Annotated in this window: 12 protein-coding genes and 1 pseudogene; 4 read left to right on the top strand and 9 right to left on the bottom strand. The window is 71.8% G+C overall.

The genetic code is table 11. The features are described 5' to 3' along the window. Window positions 1-201: 201 nt before the first annotated feature. From HEP85_RS31245 to HEP85_RS31235, 3 genes are all read left to right on the top strand, one after another. Entirely contained in the window at window positions 202-1,227 is a 1,026-nt protein-coding gene (locus HEP85_RS31245) for a carboxymuconolactone decarboxylase family protein (protein WP_168530870.1), read from the top strand. After that, window positions 1,224-2,057, top strand: coding sequence for a class I SAM-dependent methyltransferase (locus HEP85_RS31240; RefSeq protein WP_168530869.1), 834 nt, complete (start codon window positions 1,224-1,226; stop codon window positions 2,055-2,057). The genes HEP85_RS31245 and HEP85_RS31240 overlap by 4 nt, the downstream gene beginning before the upstream one ends. A gap of 121 nt (window positions 2,058-2,178) precedes the next feature. After that, window positions 2,179-2,850 (top strand): hypothetical protein, encoded by a 672-nt coding sequence (locus tag HEP85_RS31235; protein WP_168530868.1) that lies wholly within the window; start codon window positions 2,179-2,181, stop codon window positions 2,848-2,850. Between the two features lie 25 nt (window positions 2,851-2,875). On the opposite strand, the gene HEP85_RS31230 is transcribed toward HEP85_RS31235, so the two are convergent. From HEP85_RS31230 to HEP85_RS31190, 9 genes are all read right to left on the bottom strand, one after another. Further along, window positions 2,876-4,402, bottom strand: coding sequence for an NCS1 family nucleobase:cation symporter-1 (locus HEP85_RS31230; RefSeq protein WP_168530867.1), 1,527 nt, complete (start codon window positions 4,400-4,402; stop codon window positions 2,876-2,878). 357 nt (window positions 4,403-4,759) lie between these two features. Further along, window positions 4,760-5,782, bottom strand: a complete 1,023-nt coding sequence (locus tag HEP85_RS31225; RefSeq protein ID WP_168530866.1) for a TIGR03842 family LLM class F420-dependent oxidoreductase — start codon at window positions 5,780-5,782, stop codon at window positions 4,760-4,762. Between the two features lie 18 nt (window positions 5,783-5,800). After that, entirely contained in the window at window positions 5,801-7,201 is a 1,401-nt protein-coding gene (hydA, locus tag HEP85_RS31220; protein ID WP_168530865.1) for a dihydropyrimidinase, read from the bottom strand. 148 nt (window positions 7,202-7,349) lie between these two features. Continuing rightward, window positions 7,350-8,192 (bottom strand): nitrilase-related carbon-nitrogen hydrolase, encoded by an 843-nt coding sequence (locus HEP85_RS31215; RefSeq protein WP_168530864.1) that lies wholly within the window; start codon window positions 8,190-8,192, stop codon window positions 7,350-7,352. 145 nt (window positions 8,193-8,337) lie between these two features. Beyond that, window positions 8,338-9,897 carry a PucR family transcriptional regulator gene (locus HEP85_RS31210; protein WP_168530863.1) on the bottom strand — a complete coding sequence of 520 codons (1,560 nt, stop codon included), beginning with the start codon at window positions 9,895-9,897 and terminating at the stop codon, window positions 8,338-8,340. A 26-nt stretch (window positions 9,898-9,923) separates the two neighbouring features. Then, window positions 9,924-11,207: an aspartate aminotransferase family protein gene (locus tag HEP85_RS31205; protein ID WP_168530862.1), complete on the bottom strand. Its 1,284-nt coding sequence runs from the start codon at window positions 11,205-11,207 to the stop codon at window positions 9,924-9,926. Beyond that, the gene (locus HEP85_RS31200; RefSeq protein WP_168530861.1) at window positions 11,204-12,046 is read right to left on the bottom strand and encodes a nitrilase-related carbon-nitrogen hydrolase; all 843 of its coding nucleotides are present in this window, start codon (window positions 12,044-12,046) and stop codon (window positions 11,204-11,206) included. Before HEP85_RS31200 ends, HEP85_RS31205 begins: the two co-directional genes overlap by 4 nt. Window positions 12,047-12,226: 180 nt before the next feature. After that, on the bottom strand, window positions 12,227-14,311 hold the full coding sequence (locus HEP85_RS31195; protein WP_369657918.1) for a hypothetical protein: 2,085 nt from the start codon (window positions 14,309-14,311) through the stop codon (window positions 12,227-12,229). 56 nt (window positions 14,312-14,367) lie between these two features. Beyond that, window positions 14,368-14,640, bottom strand: coding sequence for a helix-turn-helix domain-containing protein (locus HEP85_RS31190; RefSeq protein ID WP_168530860.1), 273 nt, complete (start codon window positions 14,638-14,640; stop codon window positions 14,368-14,370). A gap of 32 nt (window positions 14,641-14,672) precedes the next feature. Between HEP85_RS31190 and map the strand changes: the two are divergent. Beyond that, a pseudogene (map, locus tag HEP85_RS31185) lies at window positions 14,673-15,438 on the top strand (type I methionyl aminopeptidase). Window positions 15,439-15,471 lie beyond the last annotated feature (33 nt).

Raw genomic sequence — 15,471 nt, 5'->3', positions numbered from 1 at the left:
CGATAGACGGCTGTTCGGCCGGTCGCGTCAGACCTGTGGAGGGGGCGCGGCCTACTCCCGGCGGAGTAGGCCGGGCCGCGCCCGGACCGGGTGGGGTAGCCCGGAGTGCCTTCGGCCGTACGACGCCCGCGCACCCCCCTGTGGACCAGTGTTGCCGTGTCGGTGGCCGTCGGCGCCGCATCACCCGCCAGGAGGAACCCCGTGCCCAGTCCCTTCCGCCACACCACTCCACCGGAGCCCGCGTCCGCCGCCGGACCCGTGCGCGCCGTCTACACCCAGCTCGCCAGGGACTTCGGCATCACGCGGGCGCCCACCTTCGTCGTGCTGTCCTCCGTGCCCGAAATCATGGCCTCCGCCTGGGCGTTGATGCGTGAGTCGCTGATCGCGGGCGACGGCGGCAGGACCGGGAAGGAACTCGCGGCGCTCGGAGTGTCCGAGGCCAACAGGTGTCCGTTCTGCGTGGACGCGCACAAAATGCTGCTGCACGCGACCGGCGACCACGCGCTCGCGGAGAGGGTGGCCCGTGGTGAGCAGCCCGCCGACGAGGACCAGGCGCGGGTGCTGGCGTGGGGCAGGGCGACCCGGATCCCCGGGGCTCCGGAGCTGACCCCGTACCCCTTCCCCGCCGCGCACGCACCCGCGTACATCGGCACCGCCCTCGCCTTCCACTTCATCAACCGTGTGGTGTCGGCGCTGCTGACCGAGCGGTTGCTGCCGGGCAACGTCCAGCGGTTCCGGGCCGTACGGAGCCTGGGCGGGCGGTCCCTGTCCAGGACGGTGCGCCGTCACCCCGCTCCCGGTGCCGGTCTGACCCTCCTCGACGGTGCCGGTCTGGCCCTCCTCGACCACGCGGGTCCCGGGCCTGACTGGGCGCGCGCGACCACGGTCGGGCCCGCCTACGCCGCACTGCGTGCCGCCGCCGGCGAGGGCGAGCGACTTCTCGACGCCGACGACCGGATCCTCGTACGGGAGACGCTCGGCGCCTGGGACGGCGCGCATCCGCCGCTCGCGTGGGACGGGCTTCCGGGCCGTGACCGCCCCGGGGCCCGCCTGGCACTCCTGGCGGCGCTCGCCCCCTACCGGATCACGGAGGAGGACGTGGCGGCCTGGCGCACCCCCGACCGTACCGACGCCGCTCTGGTGCGCCTCGTCGCGTACGGCGCGTTCGCCGCCGTCGACCGGATCGAGAGCGCGCTGCCCGTGCGCACGGCGAAGGAGGCCTCATGACGCGGATCGCCAACTCCGTTCAGGCGCAGGTGTGGAACGGTCCTCTCGGCGGCCACTGGGCCACCCACCACGCCCGCTACGACGCCCTCGTGTCGGGTCTCGACGACGCGCTCTTCGCGGGTGCCGCGATCGCCGCGGGCGACCGTGTCCTGGACGTCGGCTGTGGGGCCGGCGCGACGACCAGGACCGCGGGCCGGCTGGCCGCGCACGGACACGCGGTCGGTGTCGACATCTCGGCGCCCCTGCTGGACCGGGCGCGGGCGGCCACCGCCGCGGCGGGGGTCACGAACGTCGCGTACGAACTCGGTGACGCCCAGACCCACCGCTTCCCGGCCGCCGGATACGACGTGGTGATCAGCCGGGGCGGGGTGATGTTCTTCGCCGACCACGCGGCCGCGTTCCGGAACCTGGGACGGGCGCTGCGGCCGGGAGGGCGTCTCGCGTTCGTCTGTCCGCAGCCCGCCGGCCCGCATCTGGAGGAGTCGCGCGCCCTGAGTCTCTTCGCGAAGCTCCTCGACGCGCCGGACGCCCACACCGTGGCGGCGCAGACCGCGATGGCCTCGCTGTCCGACCCGGCTCGGATCCGTGAGGTGCTGGCGGGCTGGGAGAAGGTGAGTGTGACGTCGGTCGGCACGGAGGCGGTGTGGGGGCGGGACGCGGCCGACGCCGTCGGCTTCATCCTCTCGCGTACGCCCGGACGGGTCGTCGACCCGGTCACCCGCGAAGCCCTGGAGGACACTTTGCGCCCTTATACGACGGATCGTGGCGTGCGGCTGCGGGCGGCGGTGTGGCTGGTGACGGCGGAGTGGAGCCCTGGCGTCCGGCCGTGAACCACAGTCACCGCACAGGCACGGAGCGAGTTCGCCCTTCCGCCCCACAGAGAGTCATGTGACACTGTCGTCCCGTCCGCAGTGCGGACTCCTCCGCACCGTCCCCCACGAGAAGTGCGTCGTGCGTTCACTTCCTCTGCCGCTCGCCCTCACCGCGCGCCTGCTGCCGGTCGCCGTGCTCGCCTGCACGGGCTGGGTCATGTCGTCCGGTTCGTCTCCGGCGCCCGCGACTCCGACCGGACCCGAGCACAATTCGGCCCAGGACTCGCAGAGTCCCACCCAGCCCTCGACGACGGCGGCCGTGAAGACGTACACGGCCGCGCCCGCGCCGTGCACCAGCGTCACGACGAAGACGATCACGTCCCTGGTCCCCGGCACCAAGACGGCCGGCCAGGAGATCGCCTCGACCGACAAGTCCGTACGGCGCACCTGCTCCTGGAACGCGCTCAAGGGGTTCGACTACCGCTGGCTCGACGTGTCCTACGAGATCATGAGCTCGGACGCGGCGGCCCAGAAGTCGTACCAGGAGCGCGTGACGAAGAAGAGCGGCGGGGGCGCGGTGCCCGGCCTCGGCGACGGGGGCTACTCCGTCGTGAACCTCACCACCGAGGACAAGCAGCAGACCCGCGAGGGTGTGGTGATCGCCCGCGTGTCCAACGCGCTGGTGGCCGTCACCTACAACGGAAGCGACTTCGAGACGAAGAAGGCGCCCGGCACCGACGAGATCAACAAGGGCGCCATCAAGGCCGCCAAGGAAGTGGTGGCCACGCTGGAGAACGGCCGCAAGAGCTGACCGTCCTCCCTCGCGCGGTCGTGCGTCAGGCGTCGGCCTCCGGCCGGCCCCTCAGCAGCATCAGGCCCGTGTAGAGCACCAGCGACGTGCCCAGGCCCACCGCCCAGCCGTAGTCGGCGAGCGACGACAGCGCCGGGATGGGCCGCCCGTCGATCAGCGGGTGGAAGTCGGCGCCGCCGACGGCCAGGACACCGCCGGTGACGAAGGCGACGACGGCCCGCCAGTTCCAGCCGCCGTCGTACCAGTAACGTCCGCCGGCGCGGTACAGGTCGGCGAGGTCGAGCCTGGTGCGGCGCAGGATCCAGTAGTCGGCGATGAGGATGCCGGCGACCGTGCCGAGCAGACCGCCGACCAGACCGAGCCAGGTGAAGATGTAGCCCTGCGGGTCGGAGTACAGCTTCCAGGGGAAGATCAGCACACCGAGGACGCAGGTGGTCATGGCGCCGGCCCGGAAACTGATCCTCCTGGGTGCGATGTTGGAGAAGTCGAAGGCCGGGGAGACCAGGTTGGCCGCGATGTTCACGGACAGGGTCGCGACCAGCACGGTGACCAGCGCGAAGACGATGCCGGCGACGTTGTCCGTCTTTGCGGCCAGCTTGACCGGGTCCCAGATCGCCTCGCCGTACACGGCCTGCGATCCCGAGGTGACCATGACGGACAGGAAGGCGAAGAGCGTCATCGTGGTGGGCAGGCCGAGCGCCTGGCCCCAGGTCTGCGCCTTCTGGCTCTTGCCGTAGCGGGTGAAGTCGGGGATGTTCAGGGACAGGGTGGACCAGAAGCCGATCATGCCCATGAGCGAGGGCCAGAACAGCTTCCAGAAGCCGTCGCCCCAGCCGAGCTTGGAGGGTTGGTCGAGCAACGGGCCGAAGCCGCCCGCCTTGCTGCTCATCCACCACAGCATGACGCCGGCGCCGACGAGCACGAAGGGCGCCGCCCAGTTCTCGAAGCGGCGGATCGTCTCCATGCCCCGGTAGATGATCGCGACCTGCAGCACCCAGAAGATCACGAAGGACAGCCACATCGTCCACGCGTAGCCGCCGATGTGCGAGGCGTTCGCCCAGCTGTCCCCGAAGAGCTTCCCGGCGAGGAAGTAGATCGCCTCGCCGCCGATCCAGGTCTGGATACCGAACCATCCGCAGGCCACCAACGCCCGTACGACGGCGGGGAGGTTGGCGCCGCGGACCCCGAAGGAGGCGCGGGCGAAGACCGGGAAGGGGATGCCGTACTTGGGCCCCGCGTGCCCGGTGAGCAGCATCGGGACCAGCACGATCAGGTTGGCCAGCGCGATGGTGAACACGGCTTGCTTCCAGTCCATGCCCACGGCGATCAGACCGGAGGCCAGGGTCCAGGAGGCGGTGTTGTGGGCCATGCCGACCCAGAGCGCCGAGAAGTTGTACGTGGTCCAGGTCCGCTTGGCGACCGGGACCGGCAGCAGGTCCTCGTTGGCGTAGGGACCGCTGGGCGCCGGAGTGTCGGGGGCGATCTCCACCCGGCCGTCGGCGAGTGTGACCTGGGCGGTTGGCGGGCTGTCGGTGGGGACGGTCTCGGGCATGGGCAGGCCAATCAAGTGAGGAGTGACGGAAAGGCCGTGCGGGTGGCGCATGGGGGGTGCGCGGAGAGAGCGCCCTGGCCCCCTTCCCGGGACGGCGGGAAGGGGAGTACTAGGGCGTGTTGCGAAAGTCCCGTCGTCCGCCCGGAGGGCGGGCCTCGCGGCGTCTGGTGCGTGCTCTCGGTGGGCCGGGCGGAAGCCCGCGTACTGGACGTACTCGGGTTTTCGCCCGGTGCGGCGAGAGTGCGTGCCAGGCGTCGCGAGGCAGGCGGGACTTTCGCAACACGCCCTAGGGGCGGTGCGGGCCGGGCGAGAGGCGGGTGGCCTCAACGGCTCACTTTCCAGCAGTCGTTCAGATGGTCATCGGCCGTTGACGGCCGGGATGACCTTCGACCCGTAGGCGTCGATGGTGGCCTCCTGCGCGTCGTGCATGTCGTACAGGGCGAACTGGTCGACGCCCAGCTCGCGCAGCGCGTTCAGCTTCTCGACGTGCTGCTCGGCGGTGCCGATCAGGCAGAACCGGTCGACGATCTCGTCGGGGACGAAGGTGGTGTCGGGGTTGTCGCTGCGTCCGTGGTGGGAGTAGTCGTACCCCTCGCGGGCCTTGATGTAGTCGGTGAGTTCCTCGGGCACGGCGGCGGAGTGCTCGCCGTATTTGGAGACGAGGTCGGCGACGTGGTTGCCGACCATGCCGCCGAACCAGCGGCACTGCTCACGGGCGTGGGCGATCGCCTCCGGCGAGTCGTCCTCGGTGACGTAGGCGGGCGCGGCCACACAGATCGTGACCTCGGACGGGTCCCGGCCCGCCGCTGCCGCCGCGGTCTTCACCGCCTTGACCATGTACTCGGTCAGATAGAGGTCGGCGAGCTGGAGGATGAAACCGTCGGCCTCCTCACCGGTCATCTTCAGTGCCTTGGGGCCGTACGCGGCCATCCACACCGGGAGTTCGGCGCCGGGCCTGACCCAGGGGAACTTGATGACCGTGCCGCCGAGGTCGGCCTCCTCGCCGCGGCCGAGCGCCCGGATGACCTTCATCGCGCCGCTGATCCGGGCGAGCGTGTTCGGCTTGCGTCCGGCGACGCGCATCGCCGAGTCGCCCCGTCCGATGCCGCACACCGTGCGGTTGCCGTACATGTCGTTGAGTGTCGCGAAGGTGGAGGCGGTGACCTCCCAGGTGCGGGTGCCCGGGTTGGTGACCATCGGCCCGACCGTCAACCTCTCGGTGTGGGCGAGGATCTGACTGTAGATCACGAAGGGTTCCTGCCACAGCACGGCGGAGTCGAAGGTCCAGCCGTACGTGAAGCCGTTGCCCTCGGCCCGCTTCATCAGCTCGATGACGCGGGAGGCCGGGGGGTCGGTCTGCAGGACGAGTCCGAAGTCCATGGCGCCACTCCTAGGCACTCAGAGAAGGTACTGACAGGTGGAGCGCGGGGTGTAGACGCCGTGCCCGGCGCGTCCGGTGAACTCCCGCTCGGTGATGACCGGTTCGCCACGCGAAAGCACGGTCTCGACCCGGCCGGTGACACGCTTGCCCTCGTACGCCGAGTAGTCGACGTTCATGTGGTGCGTCTCGACGGACATGACCTGCTCGGCGTGCGGGTCGTAGATGACGATGTCGGCGTCGGCGCCCGGCGCGATGGTGCCCTTCTTCGGATACAGGCCGAACATCCGGGCCGGCGTCGCGCAGGCGATCTCGATCCAGCGGCGGCGGGAGAGGTGTCCGTCGACCACGGCCTGGTGCAGCAGGTCCATGCGGTTCTCGACGCCCGGCAGGCCGTTGGGGATCTTCGAGAAGTCACCGCGGCCGAGCTCCTTCTGGCCCACGAAGCAGAAGGGGCAGTGGTCCGTCGACACCACCTGGAGGTCGTTGGTGCGCAGGCCCCGCCAGAGCGCGGCCTGGTGCTCCCTGGGCCGCAGCGGGGTGCTGCACACGTACTTCGAGCCCTCGAAATCCGGCTCGGCCAGGTTGTCCGTCGACAGGAACAGGTACTGCGGGCACGTCTCGCCGAACACGTTCAGTCCCTCGTCGCGCGCCCGCGCCAGCTCGGCGACCGCCTCCTGCGCCGAGACGTGCACGACGTACAGGGGTGCCCCCGCGACCTGCGCGAGCTTGATGGCACGGTGGGTGGCCTCGGCCTCCAGGAGCGCCTTGCGGACCTCGCCGTGGAAGCGCGGGTCGGTCTCGCCCCGGGCCAGCGCCTGCTCGACGAGCACGTCGATCGCGATGCCGTTCTCGGCGTGCATCATGATCAGGCCGCCGTTCTCGGCGGAGCGCTGCATGGCGCGCAGGATCTGGCCGTCGTCGCTGTAGAAGACGCCGGGGTAGGCCATGAACTGCTTGAAGGAGGTGACGCCCTCCTGGACCAGCAGGTCCATCTCCTTCAGCGTGTCCTGGTTGACGTCCGAGACGATCATGTGGAAGGCGTAGTCGATGGCGCACTGGCCGTCGGCCTTGGCGTTCCAGGCGTCGAGTCCCTCACGCAGCGAGTGGCCGACGCTCTGCACCGCGAAGTCGACGATGGTGGTGGTGCCGCCCCAGGCCGCCGCCCTGGTGCCCGTCTCGAAGGTGTCGGAGGCGAAGGTGCCGCCGAACGGCAGCTCCATGTGGGTGTGGGCGTCGACCCCGCCCGGGATGACGTACTTCCCTGCGGCGTCGATGGTCCGCTCGGCCGTCCACGACTCGGCCGTCGGGGTGCCGCTCGCGGCGAGCGCGACGACCCGGCCGTCCTCGATCAGGACGTCGGCGTGCATCTCGTCGGACGCGGTGATGACGAGGCCACCACGGATGACGGTACGGCTCATGCTCCCTCTCCTTCCGGTCGTGCGTGCACTGGGGGAATTCCGAAGCTGTCAGAAGCTGAGGTCAACGCTGTTTCCTCGGGGGAGACCTGATGGGAAGGGCGGCCCGCGGGCCCGGCCCCCGCCGGCCGGGCCCACCAGGGACCGTCCGTCAGGGAGCCGTCAGCGGCCCGTACGCGCCCGGGGCGCGGTCCCGGTAGAACTGCCACCGGTCGCGCACCTCGCGGAGCTTGGCCATGTCCAGGTCGCGGACGACGAGTTCGTTCTCCTTGTCGCTCGCCACCTCGCCGACGAACTGGGCCTCCGGGTCGACGAAGTAGCTCGTCCCGTAGAAGTCGTTGTCGCCGTACTCCTCGACCCCCACCCGGTTGATCGCGCCCACGAAGTACTCGTTGGCGACGGCCGCGGCCGGCTGTTCCAGCTGCCACAGGTAGCCGGAGAGCCCGCGCGAGGTGGCCGAGGGGTTGAAGACGATCTCGGCACCCGCGAGACCCAGCGCGCGCCAGCCCTCCGGGAAGTGCCGGTCGTAGCAGATGTAGACACCGATCCTGCCGACGGCGGTGTCGAAGACCGGCCAGCCGGAGTTGCCCGGCCGGAAGTAGAACTTCTCCCAGAACCCCGCGACCTGCGGGATGTGGGTCTTGCGGTACTTGCCCAGGTAGGAACCGTCGGCGTCGATCACCGCCGCGGTGTTGTACAGGACCCCGGGCTGCTCCTCCTCGTACATCGGCAGGACGAGGACGATGCCCAGTTCCTCGGCGAGCGCCTGGAAGCGCCGGACGATCGGGCCCTCGGGGATCTGCTCGGCGTACTCGTAGAACGCCTTGTCCTGGACCTGGCAGAAGTAGGGCCCGTAGAAGAGCTCCTGGAAACACAGGACCTGTGCGCCCTGCGCGGCGGCGTCGCGGGCCGCCTGCTCGTGGACCTGGATCATCGACTCCTTGTCGCCGGTCCAGGCGGTCTGGAAGACGGCGGCGCGGATCACTCTGCTCATCGGGACCTCCGGTCGCTCGGTGTGCGAGGAGCCTAGAAAGCCCGGCAGGCGGCTTTGAGGTGCACCGTGTCACGTCTGAGGTGCGTTGCCGTTCCACGGTGTCACCCCCGCGTCGTCGCATGTTTCACCTGAGTCATCCGGTGTTTCACCGTCGTTGAGCGTCGTGCGCGAGCAGCGCGATGTGTACGGAGGCCGCCTGTTCGAAGTCGTCGAGGTCGACGGCGAGGCGCGCCTCTATCGCCTCCAGCCGGCGGTAGAGCGCGGGCCTGCTGACGTGGTGGAGCTGCGCGGTGCGGGACTTGTTGCGGCCCGTCGCGAGATACGTCCGCAGCACGGGCAGCAGCTCCGACTCCGCGTCGGCCCCGCACAGCAGCCCGTCCAGCTCCCGTTCGGCGAAGGACTGGACGTGCGGGTCGTCCCTGAGCAGCCGCACCAGACCGCGCAGATGGACGTCACGCAGCCGTACGAGCACCGGGTGGTCCTCCTGGCCGACGGGAGTGTCGGCGGCGGCCTCGGCGACGTGCAGGGCCTCTCGCAGGCCGCCGGGGACGTCGTCCCAGGCGTGACGCGCGGAGGCGGCCGCCACGGTCGCGGGGGCGCCGGTCTCGTGGCGCAGCCGGGCGGCGAAGTGCGCGGCCAGCGCCTCGGCGTCCTGGTCCCGGGCGAGGCTCAGCAGCACGGCGGTGGCCCCGTCGGCGAGTTCGGCGACGAGTCCGGACAGGCCCAGCAGCCTGAGCACACGGTCCAGTTGGGCCGGGTCGCCGTCCCGGACGGCCAGCGGCACGAACGACCGCCGGTTCACGGGCAGCCCCGCAGCGCGCGCTCGCGGGAGGAGCTGCCGCGCCGGTACGACCCCGCTCACGAGGTCGGTGAGCAGGCTCTGCGCGGACTCCTCCTCCCAGGTGTGCGTGGAGCCGGCGAGCATCCGGTGCAGGACCAGGGCCTCGGCGGCCCGGTCGGCGAGCAGCCGCCCGGTCACCGCGTCGCCGCGGTGACCGCACAGCACGATGCGGCCCCAGCGCTCGCCCCGGCCGCCCAGCTCCGCCCGGATCCACCCGTCGCCCTCGCTGCCGCCCGCCTGCCGGGCGATGCGCTCCCAGTCGCGCAGCACGTCGTCCACCGCGGACCGCTCCCCCGCGGTGGCGAGGACCCGGTGGGCGAGGTTGGTGACGACGACGGGGCAGGCCGCGTGGCCCGCGATCTCGTCGAGGATCCGCTGCATGGGGGCGCCCGAGGTGATGAGGCCGGTGAGCGTGGTGCGTACCGACTCGGACAGACTCACGGCCGCGAACTTGCTGCTGACCAGCCGGGACTGCACTTCTTCCGTCAACTCGGCGAAGGGGAAGGGGCGGTGCAGTACGACCATGGGCAGCCCGCACCGCTCGGCGGCCCGGCGCATCACGTCCGGCGGTGCGGGGAAGGCCCGGCCGAGTCCGAGGACGACGGCCGCGGCCTCCGCGCGGTGCAGCGAACGGATGTACTCGGCCTGCGCGTCCGGGTCGCCGGCCAGCAGCACGCCGGTGGTGAGCACCATTTCGCCGCCGCTGAGCATCACCCCCACGTCGGCGGCCTCCGCGACGTGCACCCAGCGCACGGGCCGGTCGAGGTGGCCCGCGCCCGCCACCACCTCGGGCTCTCCGGCGAGCACCCGTTCCAGGGTGAGGACCTGGCGTACCGACAGGGCGGTGTCCGAGGCGGTGGTCATGGCGACGTTCCCTTGCTCAGGTTCTCTTACCGGGTGCACCTCAGCGCGCGATCGAGGATCGCCGCGCCCTCCTCCGCCTCGGCGACGGTGAGGGACAGTGGCGGCGCGATGCGCAGCACGCTGGTGTCGTGACCGCCGCCCTTGCCGATCAACAGGCCTTCCTCGCGGGCCGCCTCGAGCACGGCGGCGGCGCCCTCGGGATGTGCCTCGTCGGTGCCGGGCTTCACCAGTTCGATGCCGATCATCAGTCCGCGGCCGCGGACCTCCCGTACGCCGTCGACCTGTGCGGCGATGGCCCGCAGCCGCTCGATGAGCAGCCCTCCGACGCGCCGGGCGTTGCCCTGGAGGTCGTGTTCGAGGAGGTAGGCGAGGTTCGCCAGCCCCGCCGCCATCGTGACCGGTGAGCCGCCGAAGGTCGAGATGGAGTTGGAGTCCAGGCAGTTCATGATCTCGGCACGGGCGACGACGCCGCCGATGGACATGCCGTTGCCGATGCCCTTGGCGAAGGTCAGCATGTCCGGCGGGCCCGCGGCGTCGTGCGCCTGCCAGCCCCAGAAGTGCTCGCCGGTGCGGCCCCAGCCGGTCTGTACCTCGTCGGCGATCCAGAGGATGCCGTGCTCGTCGAGGACCTCGCGGAAGGCCGCGTACAGACCGTCGGGCGGGATCGTGAAGCCGCCGACGCCCTGGACGGGTTCGGCGATCAGGGCCGCCGGCGGCCGGACGTGGCCGAGCAGGTCCCTGAGGTCCTCGACGCAGGCGGCGATGAACTCGGCGTCGGACAGGCCGGCGTAGGGACCGCGGGTGCGGACTCCGCCGTGGACGTACAGCGTCTGCAGCGGCGAGAGCGAGGTCGGCGACCAGCCCTTGTTGCCGGTGATGCCGACCGCGCTGAAGGACCGGCCGTGGTAGCTGTTGCGCATCGCCAGGATCTGGTTGCTGCGCCGGTGGGCGGTGGCGAGCAGCAGGGCCGTGTCGTTGGCCTCGGTGCCGGAGGTGGTGAAGAAGACACGGGCGTCCGGGATGCCCGACAACTGGGCAATGCGCTCCGCGAGTTCGACCATCGGCCGGTTGAGGTAGAGCGTGGAGGAGTGGATGATCCGGCCGGCCTGCTCGCTGACGGCCTTGGTCACCTCCGGAAGCGCGTGCGCGGTCATCGTCGTCAGGATGCCGCCGAAGAAGTCCAGGTACTTGTTGCCGTCGGCGTCCCAGACGTGGCGGCCCTCGCCGTGGGTGATCTCCAGCGGGTCCTGGTAGTAGAGGGCGAGCCAGTCGGGCAGTACCGCCTTGTGCCGTGCGTACAGGTCGCTCACGGCCGCACCAGCCCCTCGTACGCGTCGGGCCGGCGGTCGCGGTAGAACGCCCACTGCTGACGCACCTCGTCGATCAGGTCGAAGTCGAGGTCCCGGACGACGAGTTCCTCGGTCTTGTCGCCGGCGGTCTCCCCCACGAACTGTCCGCGCGGGTCGACGAAGTACGAGGTCCCGTAGAAGTCGTTGTCCCCGTACTCCTCCTGTCCGACCCGGTTGATCGCGGCGATGAAGTACTCGTTGGCGACGGCCGCGGCGGGCTGTTCCAGCTGCCAGAGGTAGGCGGAGAGGCCGCGGGAGGTGGCGGAGGGGTTGTAGACGAGCTGCGCGCCGTTCAGACCGAGTTGCCGCCAGCCCTCGGGGAAGTGGCGGTCGTAGCAGATGTAGACGCCGATCCGGCCGACCGCGGTGTCGAAGACGGGCCAGCCGAGGTTGCCCGGTTTGAAGTAGTACTTCTCCCAGAAGCCCTTGACCTGGGGGATGTGGTGCTTGCGGTACTTGCCGAGGAAGGTGCCGTCGGCGTCGATCACGGCCGCGGTGTTGAAGTAGAAGCCGGACTGCTCGACCTCGAAGACGGGCACGACGATGACCATGCCGGTCTCACGGGCGAGTTCCCGCATGCGGGTCACGGTGGGCCCGTCGGGCACCGGTTCGGCCCAGCGGTAGTGCTCGGGCTCCTGGACCTGGCAGAAGTAGGGGGCGTTGAAGACTTCCTGGAAGCCGATCACCTTCGCGCCCTGCCGGGCCGCCTCGCGGGCGTGCTCCTCGTGCTTGGCGACCATGGATGCGGTGTCGCCGGTCCAGGTCGCCTGGACCAGAGCGGCGCGTACGACGTTGGCCATGAGCTGCTCCTTCGACGGGACGTCAGAGAGCCTCTACGCCCGTAGACAAAGGCGGTAGAGGCTCGAAAGTAAGCCCCCTGGACAGCCTTGCCAAGACCATCGGGGTTAACCCGCTGAGTCGATCACGTTTCACACCCCTGTGGGTGAGAGGCTGACCGGGGTGTGGGCCGCCCGGGTGACTCAGGTGGTGAAGCCGGCCACGCGAAGGGCGTGCACGAGGTCCCAGTGGCGTTGTCCGGAGATCTCCCGGGCGGCGTCCAGCAGGAGCGGCACGAGCCGCGCCGGGTCGTTCTCCGCGCTGCGGGCGGCCTCCTCGGGGGTACGGACCCGCACGTAGGCGTCGAGCAGCGCCCGGATCTCGCGCCGGCGGCCCTCGTCGGCGAGGCCGAGCACGGCGGCCCCGATCTCCGGTGCGGGGCGGGCGACGCCCTGGCGCAGCATCTGCTGTCCGTCGGTGGTGCGGCCGGCCGCGGAGAGCGCGTCGGACGCGGCGAGCAGCCGGTCCGCGGGGAGCGAGGCGGCCTCCCACAGCAGGGTGGCCCAGTCCGCGTCGAGGCCCGCGTCGTGCAACTCCGCGGCGAGCAGCGGGAAGCGGGCGGCGGGCCAGTACGCGGCCTCGACGAGTGCGGCGTGCGCTTCACCGCTGCGGCCCTCGGCGCGCAGCCGGACCAGCGTCCGGACGGTCTCGGCGGTGGCCCGCCGGGCGTCCGCGTCCAGGGGCTCCGGCTGCGGCTCCGGCTCCGCCCGCTCCTCGGCGGCCCCGGCGAAACGCGCGCCGCGGGGCGTGCGGCGGTTCGGGGCGGCCTGGGTGGCGGGCAGCGGCGCCGGCGTCCCGGGGACGGGCACGGGGGCCGCGCCGGACTCCATCATCCCGGCGAAGCGCGCGCTGCCCCGGGGGCGGCGCCTGGAGCGCTGCCTGGGGGCCGCGGCGGCCTCGGGGGTCGCGGACCGCGCGGCCGGTGGCCGGGGCTCCTCGTGGGGCCGTACGGCCCCGGAGTGGTCCTCCGGCCGGGACTCGGGGTCGTACGCCTCGAACCCGGGGCCGGAGGCGGGAGTACCGGGCCCGAAGCCATCACCGCCCGCACCGGCGCCGGCGTCCGCGGAGGCCTCCCCGGACCCGGGGCGGCCGGTGTCTCGAGCGCCGGCCCGGACGCCGGGACCACCGGTGCCGAAGTCCCCGCCACCCGTGCCCGGTTCGGCGGGGAAGAAAGACTCGGAACCGTGGTGGAACGGCGCGGAACCATCACCTCGGACGCCGGGGCCGGCGGGGCCGGGGACACCCCCGGCCGCACCCGATCCGGCGGGCGCGAACGCCTGCCCGTCCGCCCCAGGACCACCGGGCGCAGGAGCACCGCCTCCGCCCCCGGCGCCTGCATCCCCCCTGGCGGCGGGTCGGCTCGGGGCGGACGGGGCGTCGGACGTGTCGGGCCCGGTGCGGGTGAAGGCTTCGGGGCCCGGCCCCGGAGTGGTGGCCGACGGGTCGTACGGGCCGGGATCGGCGGTCTCGGATCGAGGGGGCGTGGTGGGGTCCGCGAGCGGCGAGCGGTTCCTCGTCCGCCCGGGGAGGGCCGCACGGTGGCGGCCCGCCGTCTCCGTGGCCCGGGCCCCCGTGTCCTGGGAGCCCGTGTCGTCAGCCCACGTGTCCTCGGCCCACGCCTCGCCGGGACGGTTCCCGCGCACCTTGCCGTCCGCCGGACGGCGTGCGCCCCCGGCTGCCCCTGAAAAACCGAGCGCGCCCGATGCGCGGGTCCGCAGGGCGCGTCGGTCGAGGTTCTCCATGCGGTGCCGGAGCTCGACGCAGCGGGCGGTGGCCCGTTCGTGGTCGTCCCGGGCCCAGGCCAGGTCCAGCCGTACCGCGTCGGCGTCCCGTGGTGTGGCGGCTTCCGCCAGCAGCCGGTTCAGCTCGGTCCGGCGTTCCGCCGCGTAGCGCTGTTCACGGAGCATCACGTCGAGACGGTCACCGAGCGCGTCGCGCCCGCCGGGGCGGGCGTCGAACGCGGCGAGCGAGGCGCCGTGCAGCGAACGGGCCCGCCCGGCCTCCCGCTCCGCGGCCACGCCGCCGTACTCCGCGCCGAGGTCCTGCAGGAGCGCCTCGACCACGTCCCAGGGCGGCACCTCCCAGCCGTCCAGGCAGGCCCGCATTCCGTCGGGGTCACGCTGCCAGAACACCCCGCACCAGCCGCCGCCCTGATCGAGCCGCCGCATCAGCCCGTCCAGATAGCTCGCGAACTCCCGCACCTCACCGGGGAGTTGATCCACAGTCATCACACAACTCCCCACCCGACCGAAGTACTCCGGTCCGGTAGAAAACACCCCTCGTGTTACGGAACGACTACGGGGAGTTTTCGGGCCGGGAGCGGAGTCCGGTGATCGAGGTCGTCCATGGACAGCCCGAGCGCCCTCGCCAGCGCCGCCACGGTGAAGAAGGCAGGGGTGGGCGCCCGCCCGGTCTCGATCTTGCGCAGGGTCTCGGCCGAGACACCGGCGGTCGCCGCGACCTCCACCATGCTCCGGCCGCCGCGGGCTTCACGCAGCAACTGTCCGAGGAGCTCGCCGCGTTCGCGCTCTTCGGGGGTCAGCGGGGTACGCACCATGACCCCATTCTAATACCGGTATAGTAATTGGCATGGTGGAACTCAAGACGGACACATCGATCGACGCGATGCACGAGGCGGGACAGGTCGTGGGCAGGGCGCTCACGGCGGTACGGGAAGCGGCCGCCGTGGGCGTCTCCCTGCTGGAGCTGGACGAGGTCGCCCACCAGGTGCTGCGCGACGCGGGCGCTTACCCCCTTCCTCGGCTACCGCCCCTCCTTCGCGCCCACCCCGTTCCCCGCGGTCATCTGTGCCTCCGTGAACGACGCGATCGTGCACGGCATCCCGACCGGCTACCGGCTGCGCGACGGCGACCTGGTGTCCATCGACTTCGGCGCCGAACTGGGCGGCTGGGTCGGCGACTCGGCGATCAGTTTCATCGTCGGCCGGCCGCGCGCCGCCGACGTCCGCCTGGTCGAGACCGCCGACCGCGCCCTCGCGGCGGGCATCGCGGCGGCCGTCGTCGGAAACCGCATCGGGGACATCGCGCACGCCGTCGGCACGGTCTGCCGCGCGGCGGGGTACGGCATCCCGGACGGCTTCGGCGGCCATGGCGTGGGCCGCCGTATGCACGAGGACCCGCCCGTCCCCAACGAGGGGCGTCCCGGCCGCGGCCTGCCGCTGCGGCACGGCATGGTCCTCGCCATCGAGCCCATGCTCATCGGCGGCGGCACCGACGGCTTCCACGCGGCACCCGACGGCTGGACCCTGCGTACGGACGACGGCTCCCGCGCCGCCCACGCCGAACACACGGTGGCCATCACGGACTCCGGGCCCCGCATCCTGACGGCGCGCTGACCCCGGGCCCGCGCGAGCCGGCCGTGAACGGCG

This window comes from Streptomyces sp. RPA4-2 (genome assembly GCF_012273515.2).
GTDB lineage: Bacteria > Actinomycetota > Actinomycetes > Streptomycetales > Streptomycetaceae > Streptomyces > Streptomyces kaempferi.
This window is presented reverse-complemented; position numbering and strand designations above follow the sequence as displayed.

Coding starts and splice junctions, on each gene's coding strand:
- HEP85_RS31230 (WP_168530867.1), bottom strand. CDS start 4,402: ATGCCCGAGACCGTCCCCACCGACAGCCCGCCAACCGCCCAGGTCACA.
- HEP85_RS31215 (WP_168530864.1), bottom strand. CDS start 8,192: ATGAGCAGAGTGATCCGCGCCGCCGTCTTCCAGACCGCCTGGACCGGC.
- hydA (WP_168530865.1), bottom strand. CDS start 7,201: ATGAGCCGTACCGTCATCCGTGGTGGCCTCGTCATCACCGCGTCCGAC.
- HEP85_RS31225 (WP_168530866.1), bottom strand. CDS start 5,782: ATGGACTTCGGACTCGTCCTGCAGACCGACCCCCCGGCCTCCCGCGTC.
- HEP85_RS31195 (WP_369657918.1), bottom strand. CDS start 14,311: ATGACTGTGGATCAACTCCCCGGTGAGGTGCGGGAGTTCGCGAGCTAT.
- HEP85_RS31190 (WP_168530860.1), bottom strand. CDS start 14,640: ATGGTGCGTACCCCGCTGACCCCCGAAGAGCGCGAACGCGGCGAGCTC.
- HEP85_RS31200 (WP_168530861.1), bottom strand. CDS start 12,046: ATGGCCAACGTCGTACGCGCCGCTCTGGTCCAGGCGACCTGGACCGGC.
- HEP85_RS31210 (WP_168530863.1), bottom strand. CDS start 9,897: ATGACCACCGCCTCGGACACCGCCCTGTCGGTACGCCAGGTCCTCACC.
- HEP85_RS31240 (WP_168530869.1), top strand. CDS start 1,224: ATGACGCGGATCGCCAACTCCGTTCAGGCGCAGGTGTGGAACGGTCCT.